This window comes from Flavitalea antarctica (genome assembly GCF_054461535.1).
In genome coordinates this window covers 32,716-58,931 of the sequence record NZ_JBTLQG010000005.1, presented here as the reverse complement: position 1 = coordinate 58,931, position 26,216 = coordinate 32,716, and the positions used below count along the sequence as shown (strand labels likewise).

Below are 26,216 nucleotides of genomic sequence, written 5' to 3'. Positions count from 1 at the left end.
TTTATTTTTGCTGTTAAGTTTGCACGTGGCCAGATGAATGCATATCCCACCATAGAACCAGACGATAATCTTATCTGTTCAACCTGCGGTACACAATACGCCGGAACAGATCACCATATCTGCTTTATTTGTTCCGACGAAAGGCAGTACATTCCTCCGACGGGTCAGGCCTGGACCAGTCACCGTCGCCTGTTGCAGGATCACCAGGTAGCCATTCTGCAACTGGAGAAAAATCTCTACCAGCTCACGGTATCACCTGCGTTTGGTATTGGTCAGCGGGCATTGCTATTATTATCTCAGGGCGGCAACATTCTTTGGGATTGCATTCCATTACTTGATGGGCAGGTTACTGAGTTCATCAATTCTTTTGGCGGACTAAAAGCAATCGCTATTTCACATCCTCATTTTTACAGTAACATGAACCAATGGGCTTCCCGTTTTGATTGCCCCATTTTCATACATGCGAAAGACAGTAATTGGATCTTTAACAAGGGTGAAAACGTGGATCTTTGGGAAGGTGAACAAAAATTTCTGTGGGATGAGATGAGCCTTCTCAACCTGGGCGGGCATTTTCCGGGTAGCAGTATACTTCATGCCAGGCGATCTTCACCTGGTGGAACTGTTCTTAGCGGTGATACGGTGTTGGCTTCTACTGACAACAAACATATATCGGCCATGTACAGTTATCCGAACAGAATCCCGTTGCCCATCAAAGAAGTTCACAGGATCATGAACCGATTAGCAACGCTTGAGTTCGACAGATTGTATAGTGCCTTTCCCAACCTTGGCATTAAAGAAAACGTCAAGGAAATTCTAAGCTTCTCCCAGGCACGCTATATCTGACACAGGCTCAACTGCAAGAATAAACCACCTCACTCATAACTCACTCATAACTCATTCATAACCCATAACTCTCAACTCATCACTTTCTTCACAGGCTCATAAACTCTTTCTTGTACTGGTAAGGTTTTTTCAGCATGATCTCTTTAAACTGCTTATTAAAATTAGAGAGGGTATTGAATCCGCATTCATAACAAATACGCGAAATAGAATCATCTGTTTCAATCAACAGCTTACAGGCATGCTTTATCCTGATCTCTGTTACAAATTTTGAAAATGGCTTATTGTTCTTCATGGTGAAGTATCTGCTGAATGAAGTGGGTGTCATGTGCAGAAGGTCCGCCAGTTCTGTGAGCGCAATCTTTTGCCTGAAGTTTTTCAGAACATACTCGTAAACAGTATTGATACGATGGGTTTCATGCTCATCAAAAGAGTTTTCATATGACTTACCCGAGACATAGTTGAATTCTTTAGTGACGGATAAGATATCGAGGATAGATAATAACTGTACTACGCTCATCACTCCCTGCATATGAACCAGGTCCTGCATCATATTAATTACCTGCAGCCTTCGTTGCCCATGAAATTCAAGCCCCCGCATCGACCTGGTAAATAGTTTTTTCAGTACAGCCATCTCTTCCTTCTCCATAATATGATCGCCCAGGAACTGTTCATTAAAATAAATTACCACACCACTTATGTTCAGGGAGTTTGATTTTTCGAAGTAAGCTTCATCACTGCGCCAGAGATGCGGAAGATGAGGACCGGTCAGTGTTAACTCGCCCGGCCGGAACGCCTTGATATTATCTCCGATAAAACGGGTACCAGTACCTTCCAGCACAACAAAAAGCTGGAACTCCGAATGCGCGTGCCAAACCGGATCAAAATGCTTGTCATGCAGATGCCTGACCACAAAAATCTGTGAAAGTGGAACTGTGGATTTATGTATGGCTGCCCTCAATCTTGTCTAAGTTGTCGTTGGAAACCCGAAATTACTTCAATTTATGATATAATTCAGTCATTACTGGATAAAATTTGGATAGGGATTAACGCGGTGAAAATGGAAATTTGGTTTAGGTTTACAAAGACTTAACTGATTGCCATGTGTAAAATTAACTTCAGGCTTTACGGCTTACTTACCACCATTGTATTTTTTGTTACCGGTGCCACCACGTCCGACCGGTTAGAAATAGCAAAAAGAATCGAAATTCTTTTCCTCGGTCATAAGAGCAAACATCACGACTCTGAAAAGCTCGCCGATATCCTCACTAAGGAATACTTCAAACAGGGGATCAATATTTCCTATTCGGTTGATCCGAATGATCTGAATGAAGAGACGCTCTCCAGATATGATGGACTGATCCTGTACGCCAACTATGACACGATCACAAAGTCACAGGAAAAGGCATTGCTGAGCTATGTAAAAGGCGGTAAAGGATTCATTCCATTGCATTCTGCTTCCTGGTGTTTCCAGAATTCACCCGAAGCAATTGAACTTATCGGTGGTCAGTTCAAAACACATAAATACGATTCTTTCCCGGCCGTTATATTAAACGCTTCACACCCCGTGATGAAGGATGTCCCGGCATTCAAAACTAAGGATGAAACCTATGTCCATGACAAGATGAGCAAGGATATCCAGGTACTTACGGAGCGCGTGGAGGGAGAACATCATGAACCGTACACCTGGGTAAAAAAGTACGGAGAAGGCAGGGTGTTTTATACCGCCTATGGTCATGATGATGCAACTTTTAATAATCCTGGTTTTTTGCAACTGGTAAAAAACGGCATCCTTTGGGCAGTTGGTGATAAGGTTGCGGCGGCGCTTGCGGCTCAGAAAATTGCTAATCCCACCTATTTCGATGGCCCTGTTCCTAATTATGAGAAAAGGGATCCTGCTCCGAAAGTGCAGTCCTCATTGTCACCGGAAGAATCCATGTCTCTCATCCAGGTTCCCGTTGGATTTGAGTTGCAGTTGTTTGCAGCCGAACCGGATGTTGTGAACCCGATATTCATGAATTTTGATGAGAAGGGAAGATTGTGGGTGATTGAAACTGTCGATTATCCGAATGAAATAAAAGATGATGATAAAGGTGATGATCGTATAAAAATACTGGAAGATACTAACGGTGATGCTAAAGCAGATAAGATCACCATCTTTGCTGACAAACTTAATATACCCACCAGCTTTGCGTTTTCAAACGGAGGGATAATTGTAAGTTCCGCTCCTTCTTTCCTGTTCCTGAAAGATACAGACGGGGATGGCAAAGCGGATGTAAGAGAAACGATGGTCACCGGCTGGGGTAAAAGTGACACCCATGCACAGGCATCAAATCTCCGTTATGGCCTCGATAACAAAATATGGGGTGTTGTAGGTTACTCCGGATTTGAAGGCAAAATTGGAAAGGATTCCCTGAAGTTTGGTATGGGTGTATATCGTTTTAACCCTGATGGTAAACAACTCGAATTTCTTTCCACTACAAGCAACAATACCTGGGGACTTGGATTTTCAGAAGACTTCGATGTATTCATTTCTACAGCAAACAACACCCACAGTGGATTTTTTGGAATGCCAAAAAGATACCAGGACAAAGTAAAGATCAGGGAAACAGGTGTTGAAAAGATCGATGCACATTATGCAATGCACGTTGCCACGAAAAACCTGCGCCAGGTTGATGTGCACGGTGGCTTTACTGCAGCCGCAGGACATGGCCTTTACACTGCGAGAACTTTTCCAAAGGAATACTGGAACCGTGTTGCTTTCGTAACAGAACCAACAGGTCGCCTCATACACAAACATATTCTCCAGCAGAACGGAGCTGGCTTCAAGGAGGATGGGGATGGCTGGAACATGCTTGTCAGTGCCGATGAGTGGGCCGCGCCGGTCCAGGCCGAAGTCGGTCCTGATGGAGCCCTTTGGGTGACGGACTGGTATGATTTTATCATCCAGCATAATCCGACTCCAAGCATCGCTTCATCGGGTCTTAAAGCTGAAAACGGTAAAGGCAACGCGTATATTAATCCTTTAAGAGATCATGAGCGTGGCCGGATCTACCGGATCACTTACAAAAACAATGATAAAAAGAATACGCTTTCTCTTGATATAAAAGATAGCCAGGGGTTGCTTGCGGCATTGTCGAACGACAACATGTTCTGGCGCACCCATGCACAGCGGCTTATCGTAGAGAAAGGCGATAAATCACTGTTACCCGCATTGTACAAACTCGTGCAGGATACCAAGATGGATGAGATCAATACCAATGCGCCTGCTGTTCACGCTATCTGGACAATTCACGGTTTGAAGGCGCTTGACGGTACCAATAAGGAGGCAACTGATGTTGTGATAAAGGCATTGTCGCATCCTGCGGCAGGTGTGCGCAAAGCCGCTATAGAAGCATTGCCAAAAACGAATGCTACTATCGCTGCGATGCAAAAAGCCGGTGTGTTTACTGACAAGGATCTGCGCGTTCGTCTCGCGGGAGTGCTTGCCACTACCGATGTTAAACCTTCTGAGACGATAGGAAATATCCTGCTGGCTATGGCTGAAAAAGAAGAAAACGTAAAAGATACATGGCTAAAACAGGCGTTGGTAATTGCTGGCAAATTAAATCAACAAACCTTTGCTGCGGCCTTCAAAAAAAGAGGACTCAATGCTAATCCATCTTTAACCGAAGCTTCGATGGCCCAGAGACTAACTTTTGGGTCAAGGCTGGATGAGGTGCCATTGCGCCGGAACTTCAACCGTCAAATACCAGGGCCTTCACCTGAAGTTGCAGGTAAAGAGATCTTAATATCAGGCACCCTGGAGAAATCAGTGTCCAGGAACCCGGCTTCACCAACAGCGACAGCTACACCGGTACCTTATTCAGGTGTGGTCGTTTCCCAGGGCACAAGCTTAGACGGATATGGAGTTTACCTGGTTGATAATAAGCTATGGTTCCAGGTAAACCAGGCAGGTAAGGCATATAAGGTAAGTACAACCGAAGCATTGCCGGCAACATTCACTTTTAAGGCAGGTCTTCAAAAGAATGGCACGATGGCCTTGTATGTAAATGAGAAGCAGGCCGCTACCACGAAATCGCCTGGCTTATTCAAGAAAGAACTTTCTGCTCCTGTCAGGGTCGGATTTGATAATCTCCAGGGTGAACAAAGGCTGGCAGAGTTTCCGGACTCATTGTTTATACTCAGGGGTAACCTGTCAAATGCAAAACTCGAGACGCTGACGGGCACCACTGCACCTGCTGCTCCGGCGGCAGGCACTATTGCCAAAACGATTGTGATCAAAGTAGTGAAGGATGTGATGAAGTTTGACAAACAGTTGATAACGGCGCAGGCTGGAACAACGATACAGGTGGTCATGCAGAATCCAGACTTCATGCAACACAATTTTGTATTGATAAAACCAAAGACACTCGAAAAAGTCGGTGCTGCAGCTGATAAACTGGCACAGGACCCTAATGGTGCAAAAATGCAGTATGTTCCAAAGATTCCGGAAGTATTGTATGCTACACCATTGTTAAACCCATCAGGTAAATTTACACTGACTATCAAAGTGCCTACAGAACCGGGCGACTATCCCTATGTATGTACTTTCCCCGGTCACTGGAGAATCATGAATGGGATACTAAGGGTTACAAAATGATCATCACCGGGGAAGCCCCGGTAACATATACATAGTTCAATCACACCAGAACAAAACAATTAGCTGCAGATGGAAAAAATACAAGCCTCAACTACTGCCACAGCTACCAGGCCGGATATGAAGTTATTCTATGCCTGTTTTGTGGCGTTGATGACAACCGCTTTCGGATTTATTCTCAGGGCAGTTATATTGCCTGACTGGGGGAAGGAATTCAATCTTACACAGACCCAGCTTGGGGAGATAGCAGGTGTCGGCCTCTGGCCATTTGCTATCAGCATTGTTTTGTTTAGCCTGATCATCGATAAGATCGGCTATAAAACGGCTATGATCTTTGCTTTTTTGTGTCATGTAACCTCCGCTATCCTCACAGTCTATGCTACGGGTTACTGGATGTTATACATCGGCACTTTTATCGTGGCACTCGGAAACGGTACGGTAGAGGCTGTAGTGAACCCCGTGGTGGCCACCATGTTTCCAAAAGCAAAAACTAAATGGCTTAACATCCTTCATGCCGCCTGGGCAGGTGGGTTAGCACTTGGTGGCCTGATTGCTTTGCTGATGGGGCCCGGTACACAATGGGAGTATAAGATTGGCCTGATCCTGTTACCTACCATCACTTATGGAATCATGATGTTTCCCCGCCGCTTCCCTGTGAACGAAAGAATTCAGGCAGGTGTTTCCTATAAAGAGATGTTGAGTGAAGTTGGTGCGCTGGGAGCGCTGATCATTGTTTCACTGATCATATTTCAGCTTGGGGCAGTGTTTAGCTGGTCGACCACATTTAATGTTATACTGATCCTGCTTATTACCGTTCTGTTCGGCATGTATACAAAGAGCCTGGGTCAGCCTTTGTTCATTATCTTATTACTGATCATGATCCCGCTGGCAACAACCGAACTCGGAACAGATAGCTGGATCACTGACCTTATGACTCCTGCGATGAATCAATTGGGCATGCAGGCAGGTTGGGTGTTGGTTTATACTTCTGCCATCATGTTTGTGCTACGATTTTTTGCAGGACCTATCGTACATAAGATCTCACCATTGGGTCTGCTTGCCATCTGCTCCGGCATCGCGGCACTCGGCTTGTTTATGTTATCCCAATCTGCCGGGGTCATGATATTGGTAGCCGCTACCATCTATGGACTGGGCAAAACATTTTTCTGGCCAACCATGCTGGGTCTTGTTGCGGAAAGATTCCCGAAAGGTGGTGCGTTAACATTGAATATAACCGGTGGTCTTGGTATGATTGCCGCGGGAGTGATAGGAGCGGGTATACTTGGTTTCATCCAGGACAAGTCTGTGGATGCAAATGTGCAGGCTTATGACAATGCAAACAATACGAATATTCACTCAACCTATATTACAGAAAATAAAACCAGTGTGTTTGGAGATTACCAGGCGCTGGACCAGGCCAAGCTGGAAACGGCTACAGCAGCTGATAAAGCAACCGTGACAGAGATCAGGGACTCAGCCAAGAAAGAAGCACTGAGAGACATAGTCATCTTCCCGATCATTATGTTGGTCAGTTATGTCTTATTGATCCTGTATTTCAGATCTAAAGGCGGGTATCATGCCGTTGTTCTCAAACCTGATACAGTTAACCCCGATGTTGTACCGGTAATGCATTCTATCAAAAATAAGAACTAGCAGTTATGAAGCTCGAAATAACGTATGGAGTGAGTACCTGGTTATGGATCTCGCCGTTTTCAACTTCATCGATCGATCCGCTGTTTTCAAAAATTTCATCTCTTGGTTTTGATGTTGTTGAAATAGCAGTAGAGGACCCGGAACTTATAGATATTGAAGCAGTAAAAACGGGGTTACAAAAATATAATCTTAAAGCCGTCATCTGCGGAGCTTTTGGACCAAGCAGAGATCTCACCCATGAAGATCCTGCTGTTCACCAGAACTGTTTTAACTATATCGCCAAATGTCTTGATTTCTGCGTGGCGGTAGGTAACCCCTTTTTCAGCGGGCCCATGTATTCTGCGGTTGGCAAAGCAAGGTTGTTATCTCCTGACAAACGAAAGCTGGAATGGGAGCTGGCTGCACGTAACCTGCGGACAGTTTGTGAAATGGCCGCGGAGCGGGGCTTGAAGATAGCCCTTGAGCCACTAAATCGTTTTGAATCAGACCTTGTCAATACCGTTGATGATGTTGTTAGATTGATAGATGCAATTGATCATCCGGCTGCAGGAATAATGATTGACGGTTTTCATATGAACATTGAAGAAAGGGATATAGAAGCGGCTATAATAAAAGCCGGAGACAAGCTTTTGCATGTACAGGTTTCTGAGAACTACCGGGGAACTCCCGGTACCGGGCAAACGAGATGGGATGCCTACCGGCGTGGGCTGGCAGCAGTCGGTTATAAAGGAGTGGTAAGTATTGAAAGTTTTACAACTGAAAACCAGGAACTCGCAGGCGCGGTATGTTTCTGGCACCCGATGGCCGAAAGCCAGGATCAGTTTGCGCGTGACGGTCTGGCCTTCCTGAAAAAATGGGGTGCAACAACTGACAACGATCATCAACAATCGATAAACTATAAATCACTGGCAAATGGCAAATAAAATTAACATCGCGATCGTGGGACTGGGCTTTGGGGCTGAATTTATTCCTATCTATCAAAAACATCCTAATGCGAACATGTACGCTATATGCCAGCGTAACCGTGAAAAACTCGATCAGATTGGCAACGCATTTAACATTGAGAAGCGATATGAGAATTATGATGACCTGTTAAAAGATCCCGCGGTTGATGCGGTGCATATTAATACACCCATTCAAAATCATGCGGAACAATCTCTTAAAGCGCTACGTGCCGGCAAACATGTTGCCTGCACAGTCCCAATGGCCACAACGGTAGAAGAATGCAGACAGATCGTTGAAGCCGTGGCTGAAACCGGTCTCACCTATATGATGATGGAAACCGTTGTGTATAGCCGTGAGTTCTTATTTGTCCGGGAAATGTACCGCAATGGTGAACTCGGCAGACTGCAGTTTATGCGTGCTTCACATCAACAGGAGATGGCGGGCTGGCCAGGATACTGGGAAGGCCTGCCACCAATGCATTATGCTACACATTGCGTAGGTCCGGTGGTAGCTTTGGCAAATGCTGATGCAGAAAGTGTTTCCTGTCTTGGCTCTGGACGGATTGATGAAGCGCTTATAAAAAAATACAATTCTCCTTTCGCTATAGAAAGCTGTCACATAAAATTCAAAGATTCAGATCTTGGGGCAGAAGTGACAAGGTCACTTTTTAACACAGCAAGACAATACCGCGAAAGCTTCGATGTTTACGGCTCGAAAAAATCATTTGAATGGACACTTGTGGAACATGAAGATTCGGTTATCCATACGGGTGAGGTTCCTTCAAAGGTTAAGATACCTGATTATGCGCACCTGCTGCCGGAACCAATTCAGTCTTTTACCACAGGCGGCGTGTACGATGCAGAAGAAAACCAGCACTTGTCTTTTATCCAGGGATCGGGCCACGGAGGTTCACATCCACATCTTGTGCATGCATTCCTGACGGCGCTCGTGGAGAAAACAGAACCGTTTCCGAATGCAAGGCAGTCGGCCAACATCACCTGCGTGGGTATCCTGGCGCATGAATCTGCAATGCAGGGAGGCATCCAGATAAAGCTGCCGGCATTCACGCTAAAATCAGGTGTCTAGAAGTTCGCATTCATTTTACGGGAGACGTCCCTAATCGCCTTCCTGAGCTATTATGATCGCAGGAATAGTTATGATTCGTGAGCCATTATCACGGCATCAATTATATTCCGGTTCGTGAGCCATATCACAGCATCAATCATATCCTGGTTCGTGACCATTATATGGCTGGAGATTGTATTTACGATTCATGCCCCCGCCGTGACAAACGCAGGTATCTTTCACTGATGATACGCATATGGTGTATACTATGACCGGCAATAGCAAACCCGATCGCCCGGGCCGAGATGGCATGATTTGCATTATTATGTAACACGGTATGTGAAAGCTGGAACGGGTTGGCATGCCTGAAAAGACTGATCGTTGCTGATCTCACTGCCGAAAATTCAGGGATCAGATCAGTCAATGACCTCGTTTCGGTATGTGCATTCTGAAGATAATGATCTCTGTCCGGATGGTGGAGATGGGTAACGGTATCGTTCCTGAGCGAAACAAATGCCTTAAAGAACAGGTAACGTTCGAAATCTATTATGTGCATCAGCACCTCTTTTATTGACCATTTATTGGTATCATATCTGAATACTTCAATCTCCGGAGGAATACTGCTGAACAGGCTAACCGCTTTGTCATGATTCTCTCGCAAAGCGCCGACCAGGTCAGGTTGTTCGACAAGGTCTATATATTTATTGTAAAAGACGTTCGTTTCCTGTTCAGTTGGTTTTGTAATTTTCATTTGATCACTTTTCGGTTTGAATGGAAGTTTTGTAAGCGACAGGTGTCTGACCTGTCCATCTCTTAAACGCACGCACAAAGGCTGTCGGTTCATTGTAGCCGAGAGTAAAAGCAATATCTTTCATGGGGTAATTTCCGGATCTCAGGTATGTAACTGCCAGGGCCATTCTCACTGCATCTACAATTTCGAGGAATGTGATGCCTTCGTTTTTTAGTTTTCTTTGTAAGCTCCGCACACTCATATTAAAGTTCGATGCTACAGCCTCAAGTGTAAGAGAATACAGGAACGAATTGGATAATAAATAATTATACACCTTTTTATGAAACGAGCCATCGGCTTCAACGGGTTTCATCAGCGGACTGACCTGATTTAACAAATGATTTTGTAATTCATAGTTGGCGCTTAGTATCTCCTGCTGCAGCACTTTTGCAGGAAATTCGATCCAGGCTTCGTCAACTTTTCTTGAGACTTTACAATTTAAAACCCTTTGGTATTCATAGGCAGCATCAATATCTCTGACCACACCAATCATGGTTCCGTTTGATCCGATCACACCACGAGCTTGATTAAGCGTGATAAGAGAAACTTCATCCGCCTTCTGATCCCCATTTTTTATGTGAGGTATGTTTGCTTCTATCGGTTCTAAGTTTTCGAGGAGAAGACCTCTCAATTCATGGCAGCTGAAAACAACCAGGAAGTCGGACATGTGCCGGTATGTTGAATTAAATTTTGTTGCTTTTGCCAGGTCTGCGCTGAAGGTAATTCTGAACTTATTTTTTTCATGATGAATACGCATCTGGAACATATCAGTGATCAGTGGTGTAAGAGAACCTGCGTTTGATAATGCTTCTCCCACAGTAGCGCTTGTGAGCACGATCTGGCCGATTATGCCGAGGGCAGCGAGCTGCATGGATTCTCCAAAATGAAGGCCGAAGAATGGATCGCCCGTAAGGTGAGAAGCATTTTTCCAAAGGCTGTTTATCTGCTCAGGAGAAACCGGTCTGCTGTTTTTCTTTTGAAATGATTTGTAATCAATGCCTGCCAGATCACAGAGCCGGTGGGAGTTTACACCTCTTTGTGAAACATAGGCGAGTAGCGCCAGAATAAGTTTCTTTTGAAAATCTTCCATTCGCAGCAGTTTATTGTCGGTCACTGGCTGTTAGTAGCATAGATCACTTAAATATTACGTCAGCTAAATTTTTGCCAGGATAAATGTGCCGAACACTGAGGCGCAAATATATCAACCAATCTCTTTTCATTATCATCCTGTCGTGAAATGCAAATACTCTGGCATCACCTGCCTGTCACAAAATGAACATGGGTTGGCGCCTCATGATGAAACCCGGGGTGAGTGGCAGGCGTAGTTTTGATACATCGAAAACTTCTCAGGTAAATGAAATCCTTTTATTAATTCTTAAACAAATTTTTTATGTTGACACTAAAATCGGTTTTGTTGCTTAATGGAATAAGCTCCGCAGTTACCGGCGCAGGATTAGTTGCTTTCGCCAGGACGGTTGCTTTGATCTTTGGACTTGATCAGCACCGTCCATTCGTTTATACCGGAATCTTCCTTATAATTTTCGGTTTGTACGTGGTAAGAATAGCATTATCTAAAACGATACGTTTTCCGGCCTTGAGGTTGGTGAGTACACTTGATATCATTTGGATACTCGCAAGCGTGATTGTGGTTGGGCTAGCTGGATCCCACATGTCGGTGACAGGGAACGTATTGATTATTGTAGTTGCCGCATGGGTTGGATTGATGGTTGTGCTGCAATCAGGCAGTCAGAAACAATTGACCACAGCAAAACGTGCGTGAACGGTTGACTAATTTCATATGGATCATGGTTTTTCAATGTTGCCTATAAGTTCTATCTTAAGGGAAATTATTAAGAATGAAACCTGCCGGATTACTTTTCGCCCTTATCATATTTCTGAATGCATGTTCTGACGGGAAGCCGGCCGCGGATGAGCAGCCAGATCCGGCGGTAGCAGGCAAGGTGAGTCCCACTGAAGACTGGAAATTTGGCATCGCCTTGTGGACATTTCACGATGTAAACTTTCCTGAGTCTTTGAATCGGGTCGACAGCGCCGGTTTAAAATATATCGAGCCCAACACTTTCCACCCATCGGGGCCGGCACTGAAGGACACCCTTGTCGGCAGGTTATCGGCTTCTGGTCTGGACAAGCTCAAATCAATGATTGCTGAAAAGGGCCTGATCTGTGAATCTGTATATGTTGTTGGTGATTCAACCATTCAATCATGGGCCAAGCAGTTCGACGTTGCAAAAAAATTGGGAGCAAAATTTGTGACGACGGAGCCCCCGCTCAACATGCTGAATAGTATCGATAGCCTTGCCGGTGCTTATGGACTCATGGTCGCCATTCATGAGCACTGGAAAGGTGTGAGCCAATACTGGAACCCTGATACCACCTTAATGGCATTAAAGGATCATCCGAATTTTGGTGTATGTGCTGATCTGGGGCATTTTCCAAAGAGCGGTATTGACCCGCTCGAAGCCGTGAAAAAATTTAAAGGCCGGATTATCGCGATACATATGAAGGACATTGCAGCCTTCAATCAGCCGGCATTGAAAGATGTAAGGGCAGGTACCGGTGTCGTCAACTTTCCCGCGATATTCCAGGAATTGAAGGACCAGCAGTTCAAGGGTCATATTTATATTGAAAGGGATTCCATTGAAAGCTCCGGCAACCTGTCTTCGGTTAAACTTGCGCTGCAATATTATAATGAGCAGGTAAATAAACTTAAATAAAGTGATTTTTCTTCTTGTTGCCTTGTTTCGGCATCCGACGAAAAAATAAACTATTTATGAGTCAATTTAGATCCAGGATAGGACCTGAACTTGCCATCCCGGTTGGTGTAGTGTTATTTGGGGGGCTGATGCTCTCATCAAGGGCACAAAACTGGATCGGCGTGGTAATCATCTTGCTGGTGATGATTTTTGTTTTACACGTGTTTCTGACTACCTGGTATGATATAAAAGGAAACCTGCTGAGGATCAAATGCGGATTCCTGATCGACAAAGAGATTAACATTCATGAAATTGCTGTTGTCCGGGAGACATTTAATCCCCTGAGTGCCCCGGCCACCTCACTCGACCGGCTTGAAATCAGGTTACAGGGTAAGGACAGCATATTGGTTTCACCAAAAGATAAAGGTGCATTTATCCGCGAACTCCTGGCCGTAAAACCCGGTATTGAAGTCATCATGCGAAAGGATAAAAAAGGTCTGTCCTGACATATTATTTCGGTTCTCGTAAATCCCTTTCCCGATTGCATAAAGTTCCTTTTCTGTGTTTCTATACGTTTGCGTATTAACATTTGCCGGTTTCCGAAGCGCTCGGTACGATACATGAGGTACACAAAACGAAACATGTCATTCAAAATATTGGTTCGAAAGCTCCACCTGGTCCTGGGCCTCGGATCGGGTCTAATCATTGTAATCCTGGGAGTTACCGGGTGTCTGTTGGCATTTGAGCTCGAGATCAGGAGTCTGACCGAGCCTTTCCGCAAGGTGGAAAAACAAGCCGGTCCGGTCCTGCCACCATCTGCTCTGAAGTCGATAGCCAATGGAAAATTATCATCCGGCCAGGCTTTGGGTGTTGAATATCCCGGCCCCGGTAAAGCTGCCATTGCTTCGTGGTATGATTCCAGTCACTACGAGCTTGTTTACCTGGATCCTTACAGCGGCAAAGTATTGAAACATAAGAACATGAACGAAGATTTTTTTCGTATCGTGCTCAATGGTCATTACTATCTATGGCTACCCGAACATATCGGGCAACCTATTGCTGCTTCTGCCACACTGGTTTTCCTGGTGATGATGATCAGCGGTCTCATTTTGTGGTGGCCGAAAAATACGGGTGCACGTAAACAGCGCTTTAGCATAAAATGGAACGGCAAATGGAGAAGACGAAATTACGATCTCCATAATGTGCTTGGTTTCTATATGACCTGGGTCGCTATATTTCTGGCGATAACCGGGCTGGTGTTTGGATTCCAGTGGTTCGCCAGGTCAGTGTATTGGGTCAGCAGCGGGGGAGAAACTATGGTGGATCATGCGCACCCGGTTTCTGATATAACAAAACCAGCGGCCTATACCAATATGGCTGATCATCTTTGGAACAACCATCGGGCTGAGCTGAAAGACAACGAGAGTATATCAGTATTTTTCGCATCTCTTCCTACCGATCCCCTCGAAGTGATTATCAATCATAAGCCGGGGACTTATTATATGAACGATTATTATCATTATGATCAGTACACAGGAGATGAGTTGCCTGCAGTGGGAAGTTATGCCGGCAAATTTTCGGAAGCGGCGGTAGCTGATAAAATCGTGCGTATGAACTACGACCTGCATGTTGGTGCAATTCTTGGTTTACCGGGAAAGCTATTGGCATTTTTTGCCAGCCTGATCGCAGCAAGCCTGCCTGTTACCGGTTTCCTTATCTGGAGAGGCAGGAACAAAAAAAGAAGTTTAGCTGCAAGGAGTCCAAAATCAGTGAGATTGGAAGAGACAATATAGTTAAGTAACGGCGATGTGTAACCGAAAAACAAGAAAAGGCTGCGTCATGATTATGACACAGCCTTTTAGTGGATGGGTGGGATGTAAAAAGGGTGACAGAAGTTGGGGGTGGTAAAGTCGGGGCCTGTCATTGGTTAGCAGGCTTGTCGAATTCTTCGTAAACTTCGATCTCGCCATTTACCACTTTCAAACGTTTCCATGATGTCTTATTTTCGATCAGCACAAAATACGCGTACTTGTTCATTACCTGTATCTGGGCTACGCCTCCAAAGATCTCATACCTTGGGTACGCATCATTTACCATGTCAGCGATTGATTCAGGAAGCTTGGTGTAGTCGTAATGTTTGATGTTGTGCAGGAATTTGCCTTTACGTGTGTAGGTAGTCCTGTTCATGTCACCATCGGTTTTGTGGTTGATCTGGACGGTCTTAAGTTTCTTATCATCCAGGACCTTGATATCATACGCTGTTTTAAAATCGCGGCTGAATCTTTCAAACATTTTTGGTGATATTGCTTTCATTTCTGTGAGCGACCTGAGATCAGCTTCTGCGGCAACATAAGGCGCAATGGTGGCGTTAACATTTGTTGGAGTAAAGTTCAGTGGTGAAGAACTTTGTGCTATTGCTGCATCATTAAGTGCGAGCGGAGAGAGGAAGGCCAGTAGCCTTACTAAAATAGGTTTCATTTTTTTTAAATTTGTAGATTATATAAAATTTGTGGCGAGGATGAGCGGATTTAAAGCATTCCGGTGTTAACGTCCGGGGTCCCTGCTGCCTGGTCACTGTTTGGATGATTCCTTTTAGTGTTTGCCAGCAGGCCTGCACTATTTGGTCGTGGACGGGAAACATTAGGGTAACAGAAAACTCAAATTTTTTTTATACGCATTTTTACATATCTTTCTATAAGGAGGAACACTTATGCCATCCTTTACTTCCCCTTTGAATGATCAAGACTTTGAAATAACACGCAACCTGCGCCTGGACGGGGTTCCACGGCGGACGGCAGAGGACCAACTCTTCAGGAAGTACGCTTACTTTATCCGCGAAGGCAGTCACAAATATTCTATAACCGAAGAAGAGTCATTTGATGCATATGCCGATAGCATCCTTTCAGCAATCGACACTATTACAAAAGGACTCTTTGAGAACAGGTCCAGCCTTAAAACTTATTTATACAAAATATTTCATAATAAATGTGTTGACCTTATCCGTAAAAAGACGACAAATAAGATGAGCGTTCACCAAACGTCTGCGATTGATGATATGATGATGCAGTTGTCTGATACCGCGAAACCAGTAATTCAACAATTGATTGAAAGATCAGACTTTGAGCAACTGAAACATCAGCTGGAGTTGTTAGGTGAAAAATGTAAGAGACTGCTCAATCTATTTGCGGAAGGATACAGTGATAAGGAGATTGCGGAAATAGCTGACTACAAAACCGGTGAGGTAGCGAAAACCAGCAGGATCCGTTGTCTTGAGAAATTAAGACAATCATACAAAAACACATAACATGTCACAGAGCCTCGAACACATTGAAAATTATTTCCAGGGTACACTAAACGCGGTCGAGGCCCGGGAATTTGAAAAGGCAATTCAAAATGATCCCGATTTTGCCAAAGAGGTAGCTTTTTATATGAGTTCGGTGGCAACAGTTAAGGATCAGCTCAACACAGAAAAGAAGGCCCGATTCCGCCAGGTATATGATAGTTCTAAAATGGTGGTTGCTGACCATCTGGCCCCTGCAGACTCAAAAGGGGCAATTGTACGGAAAATCTGGAAATACGCTGTTGCTGCAGCCGTATTCAGTGCTGTTTTAGTAAGTGGCTACTTGTATACCAAAAATCCTTCCCCTCAGCAGATGGCTGATAAGTTCATATCAGAAGAATTCCAGACATTAGGTGTTACCATGGGTACAACTGCGGATAGCATGACCATGGCAAGGCAGTTAAACGATAAAGGCAAGTATGCGGAGGCACTGGCCATATTTGAAAACTTAGCCAAACAATATCCAACAGATGTCAAAGCACGCGAATATGCAGGCATTGCGGCGCTTATGATGAAAGAATACGACAAAGCTCTTCAATATTTCCAGAACCTGTCATCTGTGCAGGGACTGAAGTCCAACCCCGGAAACTTTTACACTGCGGTTACCCTGATGAAACGCAACCAACCAGGTGACAACGACAAGGCAAAGAAAATTTTGCAGAACGTTGTCAAAAACAAAGAAACACATAGTGAGATTGCCGAAGCCTGGCTCAGTAACTGGTAACGTTTTATTATATATTACTTAAACCTATTCACTATGCCTGTAAAGACAAGCACCACTTCGCTGATTGCCCTCGGCCTGGCATCATTTGCCGCCGGCTTATTAGTTTCCCGTAGAAGATGCTGGCCATGTTCATCTCATTCAAATGTCCGAAAATGGGGAAGATTGTATTTGTCCGTTAATAATTATCCCGAGGAATTTGATAAGGACAGTGCAATAGATGCCGAACTTAAAAAGATAACCGCGCAGATACAGGCAAATCATGTCGACAAATATGGTTACCAGGGCAAATACAGGCTTGGTTATACCTGGCAGAGAATTGCGGTTGAAGGGAAACGGCTGCTTGAGGTGCAATATTATACAGTGAGAATTACAGACGTAAAGGATAATTATAACAATTCAACTTTCAAAGCCGACTCATCCTACCAGGGCAGTGACACGCCGAGGGCCGGTGCACAAATGATGTCTCTGGAAGCCGGATCCGATACCGGTCATACACCGCCCCAATGTCCCCGTCCCCGCCCAGGCTACACATCCAAATATGATTTTGAAGGATGGGAATGTAGCTATTACTAGTGGAGCTCCAGTTTTGCCCGGATGGTATTGGTAGTATGGATGCTGGTAACCTGGCTGTAATTGTCGCTGCTGTTATTGGGGCTGCTGTTATTACAGTAGCTATTATTGCTAACGCTGTAATTAGTATCACTGCGATTGGTACATGTTGCCGTTGCCGGTGTCATTATAGGCGGTGTCATTTGTTGCCTGTTATCGCTGACGCTGATCGCAGTTGCCGGTTACTCGTCTTCGTTTGTTATTGGTGCGGCTCTTATAGAAATGTGAGTGAGAATCTTAAGATCCTATATTTTGAAAGGGATAATATACTATATCTGTTGCCTGGTAACAATGTTGTCCGGCAATCCCGCAAATTCACAATCACTGTCCGTGCATTGCACAGACAGTGATTGTATTTTAGAAAAACTTTCAGCTGACAACGCAAGAAGCCCGGAAAATTTAAGTACATGGATAGCTATTGACTCTGCCCTTTCTCTTAAGGCAATGCAGGACGCACATATCCGCGGCCGGGTGCAGCGGATGATCAGCGTTATATATTATGACAAGGATGATTATACAAATGCACTACAATGGGCCGGGAAAGCCAGGCTATTTTTCAGGAGACCGACCGATAACAAAGAGAAAAGCCTGGAGCAACTCGCGAAGAACTTTTACCTGATGGTTGCCTGTTATGATTCGCTGGATCAATATTCAATGCAGATGAATATGGTAGACAGCTGCATTTCGGTGGACAAGGAATTAAATACCGACTATTACAATACTTCGCTGCTTATAGAAGAACAGGTTGCGTGGTTATATAATAAAGGGGATTACAGGGCCTGCATTAGTTATGCTGATTTGGGTGAGGCCATTATAAAAAAATATTTTCATGATGATGGCACTGCATTTCACAGGGCTACTTCAATAATCGTTTATAAGGTACAGGCCCATATGTACCTGGGCGAAACAGAGGTGGCGCAAAAAATACTTCACAATATTTTACAGGAACACGAAAAGCTACGAAAGATTGGATTCCTGGGTACTCTATACGGCATAAATGCCGACTTATACCTGCTTCGGAATAAACCCGATTCGGCTATCGCTTCGCTTGTTATCGCCATTGAAAATCACCGGAAGGAAAGATATGCAAAGGGCCTTGCAGAGTGCTACGAAATCCTCGGGCAAACCTATATGGAATATTTTAACCGCACTGATCTTTGTATAAAATATAGCAAGCTTGCATTACGTCACGCAGTTGAGATCGACTCCGTTTCGATTCTGAATACCATATCACAGGCATATCTAAGGTCTGATAATCTGAAGCTTGCACTGCAATTTATTGATATGGCGTCCGCTGTGTTGGGGGTTGATATCCGTAACCCTAAAGACGCGCCTGGTCATTTGCTGACCTTCGCATTGGAAAAGCGGGCACCATATGCCATTAAACTGTTGTTATCGACTGCTGATGTTTATCTGCAAATGGGCAAATTATCTGGCGATCATAAATCACTGAAGCGCGCTATTGATTTTTACGACCGCGCTGATCAGTTGCTATCCCGGCTGAAAAATGAATATCATACAGCGGATTCCAAGTTGTACTGGCGTAAGCAAGCGATTCATCTGTACGAACGTGCCATCGAATCCTGTTATTTGTTAGATGACAAAAATATTGCATTGTATTTTTTTGAAAAAAGCAGGGCGGTTTTGTTACAAGACCAGATTAGTGAAATTCGTGCTTTGCAACCTGCGGAACTAAAAATTAAGGCAGCGCTTCGTGCCGAAATCAAGGCCCTTAATGAGCGTATTTCCCAAACAAATAAAGATGATCCTTCTTATGCTTCGTTACAAAGAAGGGTCCTCGAACTTGAACAACAAGAATATCTTTTGAGGATCCCCGTTTCCGCCAGCCAACCCCTGGTGCGTCATGGTGAGTTAACCCATGATTCTGTGGCGGCTTTGAAAGCTGTAAACAAAATTCTTACAACTCACCAGGCATATATAAACATTTTTGATGGCGATTCCGTTGTGTATTTGTTGAAGTTCATTGGACAAAAACAATTCTTTCACAAGATCGATAAGAAAAGCTACGACTGTCTCGTCGTGGATTTTCAGAAGGGATTGATGAAACCGGAGGTATATAGCGATGCGTTTCAAAAATGGTCCCGAAATGCGAATGCCCTTTATCAATTGGTGTTTGGAAATAATGAGATACCGCCTGGTCGGATCATGATATCCCCGGGCTCGAATCATTTTCCATTTGAGGCGCTGGTAACAAATATCGCGAAGGGGAGCAACCGATACCTGTTGGAGGATTATGCAGTTAGTTATGTCTACTCTGCAACTTACCTGGCGGACGGTTCTGACGCGGCAAAACCGATTTCGATACCCAGGTTGCTGGGTGTGGCTCCTGTAGAGTATTCCGGGCGTTTGAATGTGAGTGAACTTGCTGGCAGTGATTTATCCCTGAGGAGCCTGGCTGAAGGTTTTAGCTACGCGGGTATGTTTTCCCGGACCGCTACAAAGAAAAACTTTCTCGATAATTTTCATAAATACGAGATCGTCCACTTATACACCCATGCAGATGCCAGGGGCCAACGGGCAGATCCCGTTATTTACTTTGCAGACTCATTACTTTACCTGAACGACCTGATAGTTTCTGCGAAGCCGGTAACCATGTTGATTGTTCTCGCCGCCTGCGAGTCGGGCATCGGTCAGTTTTATAAGGGCGAGGGCGTCTTTAGCTTCAACCGCGCTTTTGCGGCCATAGGAATTCCTACATCAATTGTGAATCTCTGGCCGGTTGACAGTAAAACAACTTACCAGTTGAATGAATTATTTTATGATTTTTTGAGGGAAGGTTTACCAGTGGATGTTGCCTTGCAGCAGGCCAAGATAAAATACCTGGGAACAGCAAAAGGTGAAAAGGCCATGCCCTATTTTTGGGCGGGCAGTGTTGTGGAAGGCAAGCCCCTGATGCTTCCGCGCCTGGGTGGTAATTTGCCGACGCTTGTTGGTGTCGCTTTATTTTTTACGATCCTGATTGTATTACTTGCGGTAACCGCTTTAAAGTTTCAGAGAGAATAAACGCAATCTTTTATATAAATCACCCGACCGATTTCATTAATGATGTACCGACGGATGACGTAGATAATACATCGTATCCCTCGATATAGCCTTTCCAGGGCTGAATATTTTGCACCACGAAAAATATCAGCTGAAATATCTGAACACCGGGTATGCCGGGCCTAATATGAAAACCGGTAACCGGTAAGTATATGTGTCGCTTGAAATGTGCCCTCACTTTCAAACCAGTCCTTTTCGATTAATTTACGTAATCCCATAAAACTTGCATGGGCATGGGGACACAACATGGAACCGGCTGAGGCGGTGATTTCTGAATCCCCCTCTTCCAAAGTCTCTTCTGTGAGTCCGGATGTGGTTCCGTCCGAAAGCTTAAGGCGCTCCATTATGCTTTCTTTGGCTGAACGGAATTGCTTTAAACCAGGGTAAGATGCCTTAAAATGCGATAGTAGCTTCATCTTCATATAGTAGATTTCTCCCCTCAAAAATAGCCTAAAGTATATAACCAGATCGATACAAAATGGTTATAACCTATAACCGCAGGTTATGAGAATCGCGCGCAATCCTGATAAAAGATTTTGTTAATTCACTGCTTTCGCCCTTTCGTTGGATGAAGTAAAAGTTTCTTTCTATGTTGAGCCCTTCGAAGTTTATTTCGGTAAGTTCTTTATCGGCCAGCTCCTTGAGGACAGAACGACGGGGCAAAAATCCAAGGCATTCCGACTCGACCAGGAAATTTTTCAGTGCTTCGGTACCGCCGAGTCTCACCTTCACATTTAGCTGATTCAGTGAGATCTTTTGTTTAGCCAGGGTGAACTGCAATGCGTCTAGTGTGCCGCTTCCCCTTTCGCGAAGCGCAACGGGCATGTTAAGTATGGACTGAAGCGGGTAAGATTTCTTCCTGGCAATCGGGCTACTTTTGTTGCACACGGCAATTACCTTATCGCTGATAAACGGATGATAAACGACATTAGTGAGTTTGCTTCGTTGTTCCACAATACCGAGATTGATCTCCTGGTCGATCAGTGCCGCCAGCACTATTTCGGAATTCCGGTTTAGCAGGCTGATCTCCAGTTCAGGAAACTTTTTATGGAACACGGACAGTATCCGGGGGAGAATATATAATGCCACCGTTGTACTTGCGCCGAGTTTCAATGTTCCCCTCGCTTCTGATTCGTTACTTATCGAGGTTATCTGGAATTCCGTTTCTTCCTGGATGTTTTTGATATGGAGCACCCGTTCCATGAGTAACTTCCCCGCGGGAGTTAACTGTATCTGAATTCCTTTCCTTTCAAACAACCGGCATTTATAATGATTCTCCAGGAACTTTATGTGTTTGCTGATGGCCGGTTGTGAAATATACAACACCTGGCCCGCCCTCGAGAAGCTCAGTTGCCTGGCAACTTCCAGGAAAACCAGATGATGAGTAGAAAGCATATTAATCCCGTTGATATTTATCCAAACTCATCACTCATAACTCATCACTCACAACTCAATATTACCCTATTCTTTCGAGTCTGAATTCGATTTTCTTTGCTTTTTTAAAGTACTCCAGGATCAGGACCGAACCCGCCTTAGCAGGAAAAACCTTCATACTGCTTGCGCTTGATTTCAACTCAATCTTATCTGTAACAAACTTGTTGCCATTGTAACGGATCGAGTTAAATGTCTTGCCCTTGTATTCTTTATTTCTGACCCAGTCGCTGAAACAAACTGCAAAGTTATTGTTATCGGCGTCTGTAGTGGTAAACTCATAATCAAAGGCGCCGACCGTTTTCAGATATAGAGCAATCGCATGCTGACTGCTGTAGTCACTCATGGTTGAGGCCTCCGCTGTATTATTTGTCTTGTCAAAAATTGATGCATTTACGACGTTGTATTTAGCATCAAACTCCATCATCACCATATCAGTAACAACTATTTTTGTGACGCCTGCATTGGACCTTACTCCCGCCACGCTCAGGGCGGTCAATGCGATCCCCCCGGCACTGGCCTGTCTCTTGTAACCCTCGCCAACAACAAACAGCTTGCCGTCTGGTGTCTTGATCATTTTGTGCACAAACAGGTATCCGAGGCTTTCAATTTTCCCTTTACGGTTAACTGGCAGATGTTTTGCAAAATCGAGTTCCCAGCTGTTGTATTTCCTGGAAAGTATCTTACCCTTTGTGTTTATTTCGAACACTGCAATTCCTTCACTATGGTCTTTCATGATCTTCGCATCCTGGCCAAAGTAGTTTCCCATCACCATGATCCTGTTATCATCCTTAAGATGTACAATATTGGTTGGTACAAACTTAAATTCATCGCCCTCATTATCTGCAATATCGAAGGCCAGCTTCCGGGTCACGAAATTTACGCCTACGAGGTGTGAGGTAATGCTACCGCTCAACGCCCTTGGTTTGCGAAACACCTGGAGAATCACGAGGCTATCGGTTGATCCAAGGAATTCAGCATTAGAATAACGCTCTTCGTCCATCGGAATATATGTCCATTGTTTTTTTGTAACCGTAGAATAGAAGTCAACCTGGTAGGTAACATGATTGCCTTCCCTGATCGGTAAAACAGAAACATATCCTTTTTCACCCAGGTCGAAAACATTCTGGTTGGTTCCTTCATCAGAATGAAAAGTCTGGTAGCGCTTCATCAGGTCCTCTGTTCTTTTATCATACTCACGGGTGTAAGTGTATTTAAGTTTGCCCTCAATGGTGTACACTTTAAGATCAAGTGTTTTTGTTTCTTCATTTTTAAATAAAAATGATAAACTGCTGCCATTGTATGCAGCTTCTAGGAGACTTAGTTTTTTTGAGTCTTCAAACTTGATGTCTATTACTTTATTTACGTTCTGATCAAGTATCTGGAGGGTATACTCGTTCGTGGACTTGTTGATTTTATCACTTTGATAGAAAAAGAAATAACCTTTTATCTCGTGATTTTCCATGATGGTTCCGCTATTCCTGAGATAGGTGGCGTGAACATTTTCGATACTCAGTTTTGACTGTGCATTCACCAGGTTTAGAATACAGGTAAGGGTGGCGGATAATAATAGGTTCTTTAGCATTTTTTGTTAGTTAGTTTGGATCGTTTGGTTACTGATTTGAGAGATATGAGTTAGGTTGGTTCGTTGTGTTCTAATATTATTTTCACTATTTGTTTTCTGATATGATTTCGAATATTTGTTCTTCACATTATTTTACTAACCGTTTTCGAAGCTCATTCGGCGTATTTGTTCTCTACATTATTTTACCAGCTGTTTTGAAAGCTTATTTTGCGTTTGTTCTCCACATTATTTTACCGGCTGTTTTAAAAGCTCATTTTTTGAGTATCTATTCTTCGCATCATTTTAACAGCTGTCTTCAAATCTCATTTTAAGTATTTCTTCTGCACATTATTTTAACAGCCGTTTTAAAGCTCATTTTGGGTATTTGTTCTTCACATCATTTTAACAGCTGTTTTCAAATCTCATTTTGAGTATCTGTCCTCCCATTCTTTTAACAGCTGTTTTCAAATCTCAGTTTGAGTATCTCTTTTCAACGTTATTATAGACAGCTGCTCCAAATTTCATTTCATTGCGTTTATTGATGCACTCTCAAATGTTCCTTTGAATTGAGGATGACCTGACAATTGCTCTTTTTGTTTTAACAGGAAATGGTAATTGATCATCGCCACATTTTCTGCGTATAGATTCTGAATGAATTGACAAAGCGTATTATAAGGTTCAGAATTGCCTGGAGAGGGAAGGTCAGTCACCTTGCTTAGTCGATGCTCCTTAAAGGCAGCGTATATACTGTTCAGGGTTTTGCCTATCATAACCACCACATATTCATCTGAACCATCCGCCCGCGGTTTTTGCTGCTGTTCTGATAACCTCAGACAATAGAACAGTGATCTGGAGTAATTCTCCTGTTCAAATTCAAATGTTATGCTTTCATAGCTGAACTGATTGCTGAGGCTGTGAAAGAGTACGGTGTCTATGATTTTTATCGGATGGGGGCGGCTGGCTTTATTAACAAAGGGTGTAAGCTTTTTGATTCTGTTGGTGCAGTCAGGATGTGTTTTTAATGAGTCGTCCCAGGTTTCCTCCCTTAACTGTGCATGGCCGCCAAGTAATCCCTGTTCTTTTTTGAGCCATCTTTTTTGAAACGGGTAACCGGGAGCATCGAAGTTTTTAACCAGGCTTGATTCAATATTCAGTGTGTCCTTGTCGATTATATTCAGCAGGGAGAGCGTGGTGAGACTCTGTTTAATATCGAAGGTTGTATTACGGAGAAGTTCAAGCGCCATTGAATCCGCCTGGTCCTCGTTTTGTCTTGTATGGCGGCGGCTGTCGAAGGAATATCGCTGGGCGAATTGGTCAAGTCGTTCTCTTTTTCCGTAAGTGGTATTTTTGATGTCGCGCAGTTCTTTCTGATAAGCTATCGAGTTGACCCTGTTTACATATTGGTTGATGGCCGATTCGCTGTGTTGAAGGAAAACATGCGCTATCTCGTGACAGATCACAAACGCAAGCTGACTCTCATTTTCGAGACGCGAGAACAGTCCCATATTAATCAGTATCACTCCTTCACCTAGTGAGCTCGCGTTTGGAATGCCGGATCTTGAGAAGTAGCAGGTAAATTGTTTGTCCCTCAGAATTGGGTTTGATGTTCTTATTTCCGTCACGATCCTGTCGAGGTATTGCTGCGCAGTGTTCGACGTGTAAACTTCGCCGGCTTCAAACTTAGTTTTGATATTGTTCCACCTCACCGTATAAACTTCAGCCAGGTCTTTTTTATATTCTTTGGGTAGCAGTGTCAGTGCTGCCAGGTATTGGCTCTCGTGTTTTTTAAGTAATGCTTGTCTTTCGGAGCTGTTGTTGGCTGCAGCAGTAAACGTCCCGGATTGGGAAAAGGTATTAACCGAAAAAAGGAGGAGGATTATTGGACATGAATAAAAACCAGCCCTGAATCGCCTCGCGACCCTGGGAAACAATTTTATTAGCACGTCAGATTCGGTTTAGTGTTTCGGGAGTTCAAATAAATGCAAAAAATCGACAGCAAGCAACTTTCGTGATATTAATCTTTGATGATTTAATCCTGCACTGGACCCCTGGTCGTGTATGCGTCCCTGTGAAAACTACCTGGCACAATTCAGAATGTATAACCGGCACCAATGGTGAATAACGAATTTAGCCTGGTATCCATGTTCCAGAAGTCGTCCGAAGGAGGGTCAAGCAATATAAGTGGTGCAAGAAGCGCTTTTACGAAGAGGCCACCTGTGGGTTTTTGGTAACGGTATCCAATACCGGGCGTGATGTAAAGGTATTTGTCTGAAATGTTCCCCTCCCTGAATAAGTAATCAACGCGTTTGATGTATGGTGTTAGCGTAAGGCTGAACTCGGCATGATGTTCCTGTTTGCCCGTGATCAGGCTGATGCCCAAAGGGATACCAGCTTCGTTGTGCAGCCAGTGAAAGCCAATTCTGTAGGAATAGGATAATTTTTCGCCATAGTAGAATATGCGGTCATAATTAACCGAATAAACCGGCCCGCGTGTGGAGGCATCGATGTACAATGTATGTTTATGCCGTTCCTGGCTTTGTGCATGAGGACCCTGCAACAAGACGAGTATAAGGATAAGATGCACTGTTATTTTTAGCCGGCTGCTCATTGGTTGACATTGACATTTATATAAGGGCCGCTCATTGATTGTGGTTTAAGGGGTGTAATATAAGCGATGGTCATTGCTTGTGGTTTATGGGATGTAATATAGGCGTAGGTCATTGCTTGTGGTTTATGGGGTGTAATATAGGCTTTGGTCATTGCTTGTGGTTTATGGGGTGTAATATAGGCGTTGGTCATTGCTTTTGATTTAAGGGGTGTAATATAAGTGATGGGCATT

24 protein-coding genes are annotated in these 26,216 nt (G+C 44.0%); 13 read left to right on the top strand and 11 right to left on the bottom strand.

Translation table 11 applies throughout. The annotated features are described in order from the left end of the window. The first annotated feature begins 33 nt into the window (after positions 1–33). A complete protein-coding gene (locus ACX0G7_RS07230; RefSeq protein ID WP_458922767.1) occupies positions 34–843 on the top strand; it encodes an MBL fold metallo-hydrolase in 810 nt (269 codons plus the stop codon). A gap of 88 nt (positions 844–931) precedes the next feature. On the opposite strand, the gene ACX0G7_RS07225 is transcribed toward ACX0G7_RS07230, so the two are convergent. Next, the gene (locus ACX0G7_RS07225; protein WP_458922766.1) at positions 932–1,801 is read right to left on the bottom strand and encodes an AraC family transcriptional regulator; all 870 of its coding nucleotides are present in this window, start codon (positions 1,799–1,801) and stop codon (positions 932–934) included. Between the two features lie 141 nt (positions 1,802–1,942). Here ACX0G7_RS07225 and ACX0G7_RS07220 point away from each other — a divergent pair, with 141 nt between their 5' ends. The 4 genes from ACX0G7_RS07220 (at position 1,943) to ACX0G7_RS07205 (ending at position 9,163) form a co-directional block, all read left to right on the top strand. Next, on the top strand, positions 1,943–5,482 hold the full coding sequence (locus ACX0G7_RS07220; protein WP_458922765.1) for a PVC-type heme-binding CxxCH protein: 3,540 nt from the start codon (positions 1,943–1,945) through the stop codon (positions 5,480–5,482). Between the two features lie 69 nt (positions 5,483–5,551). Continuing rightward, the gene (locus tag ACX0G7_RS07215; protein ID WP_458922764.1) at positions 5,552–7,132 is read left to right on the top strand and encodes an MFS transporter; all 1,581 of its coding nucleotides are present in this window, start codon (positions 5,552–5,554) and stop codon (positions 7,130–7,132) included. Positions 7,133–7,137: 5 nt separating this feature from the next. Beyond that, entirely contained in the window at positions 7,138–8,055 is a 918-nt protein-coding gene (locus ACX0G7_RS07210) for a sugar phosphate isomerase/epimerase family protein (protein ID WP_458922763.1), read from the top strand. Next, on the top strand, positions 8,045–9,163 hold the full coding sequence (locus tag ACX0G7_RS07205; protein WP_458922762.1) for a Gfo/Idh/MocA family protein: 1,119 nt from the start codon (positions 8,045–8,047) through the stop codon (positions 9,161–9,163). The genes ACX0G7_RS07210 and ACX0G7_RS07205 overlap by 11 nt, the downstream gene beginning before the upstream one ends. Positions 9,164–9,341: 178 nt before the next feature. On the opposite strand, the gene ACX0G7_RS07200 is transcribed toward ACX0G7_RS07205, so the two are convergent. Both ACX0G7_RS07200 and ACX0G7_RS07195 read right to left on the bottom strand, forming a co-directional pair. Next, a complete protein-coding gene (locus ACX0G7_RS07200; RefSeq protein ID WP_458922761.1) occupies positions 9,342–9,893 on the bottom strand; it encodes a DinB family protein in 552 nt (183 codons plus the stop codon). A 4-nt stretch (positions 9,894–9,897) separates the two neighbouring features. Then, entirely contained in the window at positions 9,898–11,022 is a 1,125-nt protein-coding gene (locus tag ACX0G7_RS07195) for an AraC family transcriptional regulator (protein WP_458922760.1), read from the bottom strand. A 300-nt stretch (positions 11,023–11,322) separates the two neighbouring features. Between ACX0G7_RS07195 and ACX0G7_RS07190 the strand changes: the two genes are divergently transcribed. The 4 genes from ACX0G7_RS07190 to ACX0G7_RS07175 all read left to right on the top strand — a co-directional run bounded on the left by ACX0G7_RS07190 (position 11,323) and on the right by ACX0G7_RS07175 (position 14,439). Beyond that, on the top strand, positions 11,323–11,712 hold the full coding sequence (locus ACX0G7_RS07190) for a hypothetical protein (protein WP_458922759.1): 390 nt from the start codon (positions 11,323–11,325) through the stop codon (positions 11,710–11,712). Between the two features lie 76 nt (positions 11,713–11,788). Continuing rightward, complete coding sequence (locus tag ACX0G7_RS07185) at positions 11,789–12,667, top strand: sugar phosphate isomerase/epimerase family protein (RefSeq protein ID WP_458922758.1); 879 nt, start codon at positions 11,789–11,791, stop codon at positions 12,665–12,667. A gap of 56 nt (positions 12,668–12,723) precedes the next feature. Further along, on the top strand, positions 12,724–13,152 hold the full coding sequence (locus ACX0G7_RS07180) for a PH domain-containing protein (RefSeq protein WP_458922757.1): 429 nt from the start codon (positions 12,724–12,726) through the stop codon (positions 13,150–13,152). Positions 13,153–13,287: 135 nt separating this feature from the next. Further along, a complete protein-coding gene (locus ACX0G7_RS07175) occupies positions 13,288–14,439 on the top strand; it encodes a PepSY-associated TM helix domain-containing protein (RefSeq protein ID WP_458922756.1) in 1,152 nt (383 codons plus the stop codon). Positions 14,440–14,566: 127 nt separating this feature from the next. On the opposite strand, the gene ACX0G7_RS07170 is transcribed toward ACX0G7_RS07175, so the two are convergent. Further along, positions 14,567–15,124, bottom strand: coding sequence for a hypothetical protein (locus ACX0G7_RS07170; RefSeq protein ID WP_458922755.1), 558 nt, complete (start codon positions 15,122–15,124; stop codon positions 14,567–14,569). Between the two features lie 253 nt (positions 15,125–15,377). Here ACX0G7_RS07170 and ACX0G7_RS07165 point away from each other — a divergent pair, with 253 nt between their 5' ends. Genes ACX0G7_RS07165 through ACX0G7_RS07155 form a run of 3 tightly spaced genes read left to right on the top strand, consistent with a single transcriptional unit; the run spans position 15,378 to position 17,283 of the window. After that, positions 15,378–15,950: an RNA polymerase sigma factor gene (locus tag ACX0G7_RS07165; RefSeq protein ID WP_458922754.1), complete on the top strand. Its 573-nt coding sequence runs from the start codon at positions 15,378–15,380 to the stop codon at positions 15,948–15,950. Position 15,951: 1 nt separating this feature from the next. Next, positions 15,952–16,710: a tetratricopeptide repeat protein gene (locus ACX0G7_RS07160; protein ID WP_458922753.1), complete on the top strand. Its 759-nt coding sequence runs from the start codon at positions 15,952–15,954 to the stop codon at positions 16,708–16,710. A gap of 33 nt (positions 16,711–16,743) precedes the next feature. Continuing rightward, positions 16,744–17,283, top strand: coding sequence for a hypothetical protein (locus ACX0G7_RS07155; RefSeq protein ID WP_458922752.1), 540 nt, complete (start codon positions 16,744–16,746; stop codon positions 17,281–17,283). Here ACX0G7_RS07155 and ACX0G7_RS07150 read toward each other — a convergent pair. Further along, positions 17,280–17,462 carry a hypothetical protein gene (locus ACX0G7_RS07150; RefSeq protein WP_458922751.1) on the bottom strand — a complete coding sequence of 61 codons (183 nt, stop codon included), beginning with the start codon at positions 17,460–17,462 and terminating at the stop codon, positions 17,280–17,282. The two genes, ACX0G7_RS07155 and ACX0G7_RS07150, sit on opposite strands and share 4 nt — an antisense overlap. A 109-nt stretch (positions 17,463–17,571) precedes the next feature. On the opposite strand from ACX0G7_RS07150, the gene ACX0G7_RS07145 reads away from it, so the two are divergent. After that, positions 17,572–20,343 (top strand): CHAT domain-containing protein, encoded by a 2,772-nt coding sequence (locus ACX0G7_RS07145; RefSeq protein WP_458922750.1) that lies wholly within the window; start codon positions 17,572–17,574, stop codon positions 20,341–20,343. Between the two features lie 161 nt (positions 20,344–20,504). Here the strand turns inward: ACX0G7_RS07145 and ACX0G7_RS07140 are convergent, their stop codons facing one another. The 6 genes from ACX0G7_RS07140 to ACX0G7_RS07115 form a co-directional block, all read right to left on the bottom strand. Next, on the bottom strand, positions 20,505–20,804 hold the full coding sequence (locus ACX0G7_RS07140) for a hypothetical protein (protein ID WP_458922749.1): 300 nt from the start codon (positions 20,802–20,804) through the stop codon (positions 20,505–20,507). Positions 20,805–20,871: 67 nt separating this feature from the next. Continuing rightward, complete coding sequence (locus ACX0G7_RS07135; RefSeq protein WP_458922748.1) at positions 20,872–21,777, bottom strand: LysR substrate-binding domain-containing protein; 906 nt, start codon at positions 21,775–21,777, stop codon at positions 20,872–20,874. A gap of 61 nt (positions 21,778–21,838) precedes the next feature. Continuing rightward, entirely contained in the window at positions 21,839–23,398 is a 1,560-nt protein-coding gene (locus ACX0G7_RS07130; RefSeq protein ID WP_458922747.1) for a DUF6770 family protein, read from the bottom strand. Between the two features lie 500 nt (positions 23,399–23,898). Further along, positions 23,899–25,320, bottom strand: coding sequence for a M48 family metallopeptidase (locus tag ACX0G7_RS07125; protein WP_458922746.1), 1,422 nt, complete (start codon positions 25,318–25,320; stop codon positions 23,899–23,901). A gap of 146 nt (positions 25,321–25,466) precedes the next feature. Then, entirely contained in the window at positions 25,467–25,985 is a 519-nt protein-coding gene (locus ACX0G7_RS07120) for a hypothetical protein (protein WP_458922745.1), read from the bottom strand. Beyond that, positions 25,982–26,176, bottom strand: a complete 195-nt coding sequence (locus tag ACX0G7_RS07115) for a hypothetical protein (RefSeq protein WP_458922744.1) — start codon at positions 26,174–26,176, stop codon at positions 25,982–25,984. Before ACX0G7_RS07115 ends, ACX0G7_RS07120 begins: the two co-directional genes overlap by 4 nt. Positions 26,177–26,216 lie beyond the last annotated feature (40 nt).

Bases quoted from the DNA above. Each gene is read 5' to 3' on its own strand.
- ACX0G7_RS07230 (WP_458922767.1), top strand. From the start codon at position 34: ATGAATGCATATCCCACCATAGAACCAGACGATAATCTTATCTGTTCA.
- ACX0G7_RS07220 (WP_458922765.1), top strand. From the start codon at position 1,943: ATGTGTAAAATTAACTTCAGGCTTTACGGCTTACTTACCACCATTGTA.
- ACX0G7_RS07215 (WP_458922764.1), top strand. From the start codon at position 5,552: ATGGAAAAAATACAAGCCTCAACTACTGCCACAGCTACCAGGCCGGAT.
- ACX0G7_RS07210 (WP_458922763.1), top strand. From the start codon at position 7,138: ATGAAGCTCGAAATAACGTATGGAGTGAGTACCTGGTTATGGATCTCG.
- ACX0G7_RS07205 (WP_458922762.1), top strand. From the start codon at position 8,045: ATGGCAAATAAAATTAACATCGCGATCGTGGGACTGGGCTTTGGGGCT.
- ACX0G7_RS07200 (WP_458922761.1), bottom strand. From the start codon at position 9,893: ATGAAAATTACAAAACCAACTGAACAGGAAACGAACGTCTTTTACAAT.
- ACX0G7_RS07195 (WP_458922760.1), bottom strand. From the start codon at position 11,022: ATGGAAGATTTTCAAAAGAAACTTATTCTGGCGCTACTCGCCTATGTT.
- ACX0G7_RS07190 (WP_458922759.1), top strand. From the start codon at position 11,323: ATGTTGACACTAAAATCGGTTTTGTTGCTTAATGGAATAAGCTCCGCA.
- ACX0G7_RS07185 (WP_458922758.1), top strand. From the start codon at position 11,789: ATGAAACCTGCCGGATTACTTTTCGCCCTTATCATATTTCTGAATGCA.
- ACX0G7_RS07180 (WP_458922757.1), top strand. From the start codon at position 12,724: ATGAGTCAATTTAGATCCAGGATAGGACCTGAACTTGCCATCCCGGTT.
- ACX0G7_RS07175 (WP_458922756.1), top strand. From the start codon at position 13,288: ATGTCATTCAAAATATTGGTTCGAAAGCTCCACCTGGTCCTGGGCCTC.
- ACX0G7_RS07170 (WP_458922755.1), bottom strand. From the start codon at position 15,124: ATGAAACCTATTTTAGTAAGGCTACTGGCCTTCCTCTCTCCGCTCGCA.
- ACX0G7_RS07160 (WP_458922753.1), top strand. From the start codon at position 15,952: ATGTCACAGAGCCTCGAACACATTGAAAATTATTTCCAGGGTACACTA.
- ACX0G7_RS07155 (WP_458922752.1), top strand. From the start codon at position 16,744: ATGCCTGTAAAGACAAGCACCACTTCGCTGATTGCCCTCGGCCTGGCA.
- ACX0G7_RS07150 (WP_458922751.1), bottom strand. From the start codon at position 17,462: ATGACACCGCCTATAATGACACCGGCAACGGCAACATGTACCAATCGC.
- ACX0G7_RS07140 (WP_458922749.1), bottom strand. From the start codon at position 20,804: ATGAAGATGAAGCTACTATCGCATTTTAAGGCATCTTACCCTGGTTTA.
- ACX0G7_RS07135 (WP_458922748.1), bottom strand. From the start codon at position 21,777: ATGCTTTCTACTCATCATCTGGTTTTCCTGGAAGTTGCCAGGCAACTG.
- ACX0G7_RS07130 (WP_458922747.1), bottom strand. From the start codon at position 23,398: ATGCTAAAGAACCTATTATTATCCGCCACCCTTACCTGTATTCTAAAC.
- ACX0G7_RS07120 (WP_458922745.1), bottom strand. From the start codon at position 25,985: ATGAGCAGCCGGCTAAAAATAACAGTGCATCTTATCCTTATACTCGTC.
- ACX0G7_RS07115 (WP_458922744.1), bottom strand. From the start codon at position 26,176: ATGACCAACGCCTATATTACACCCCATAAACCACAAGCAATGACCAAA.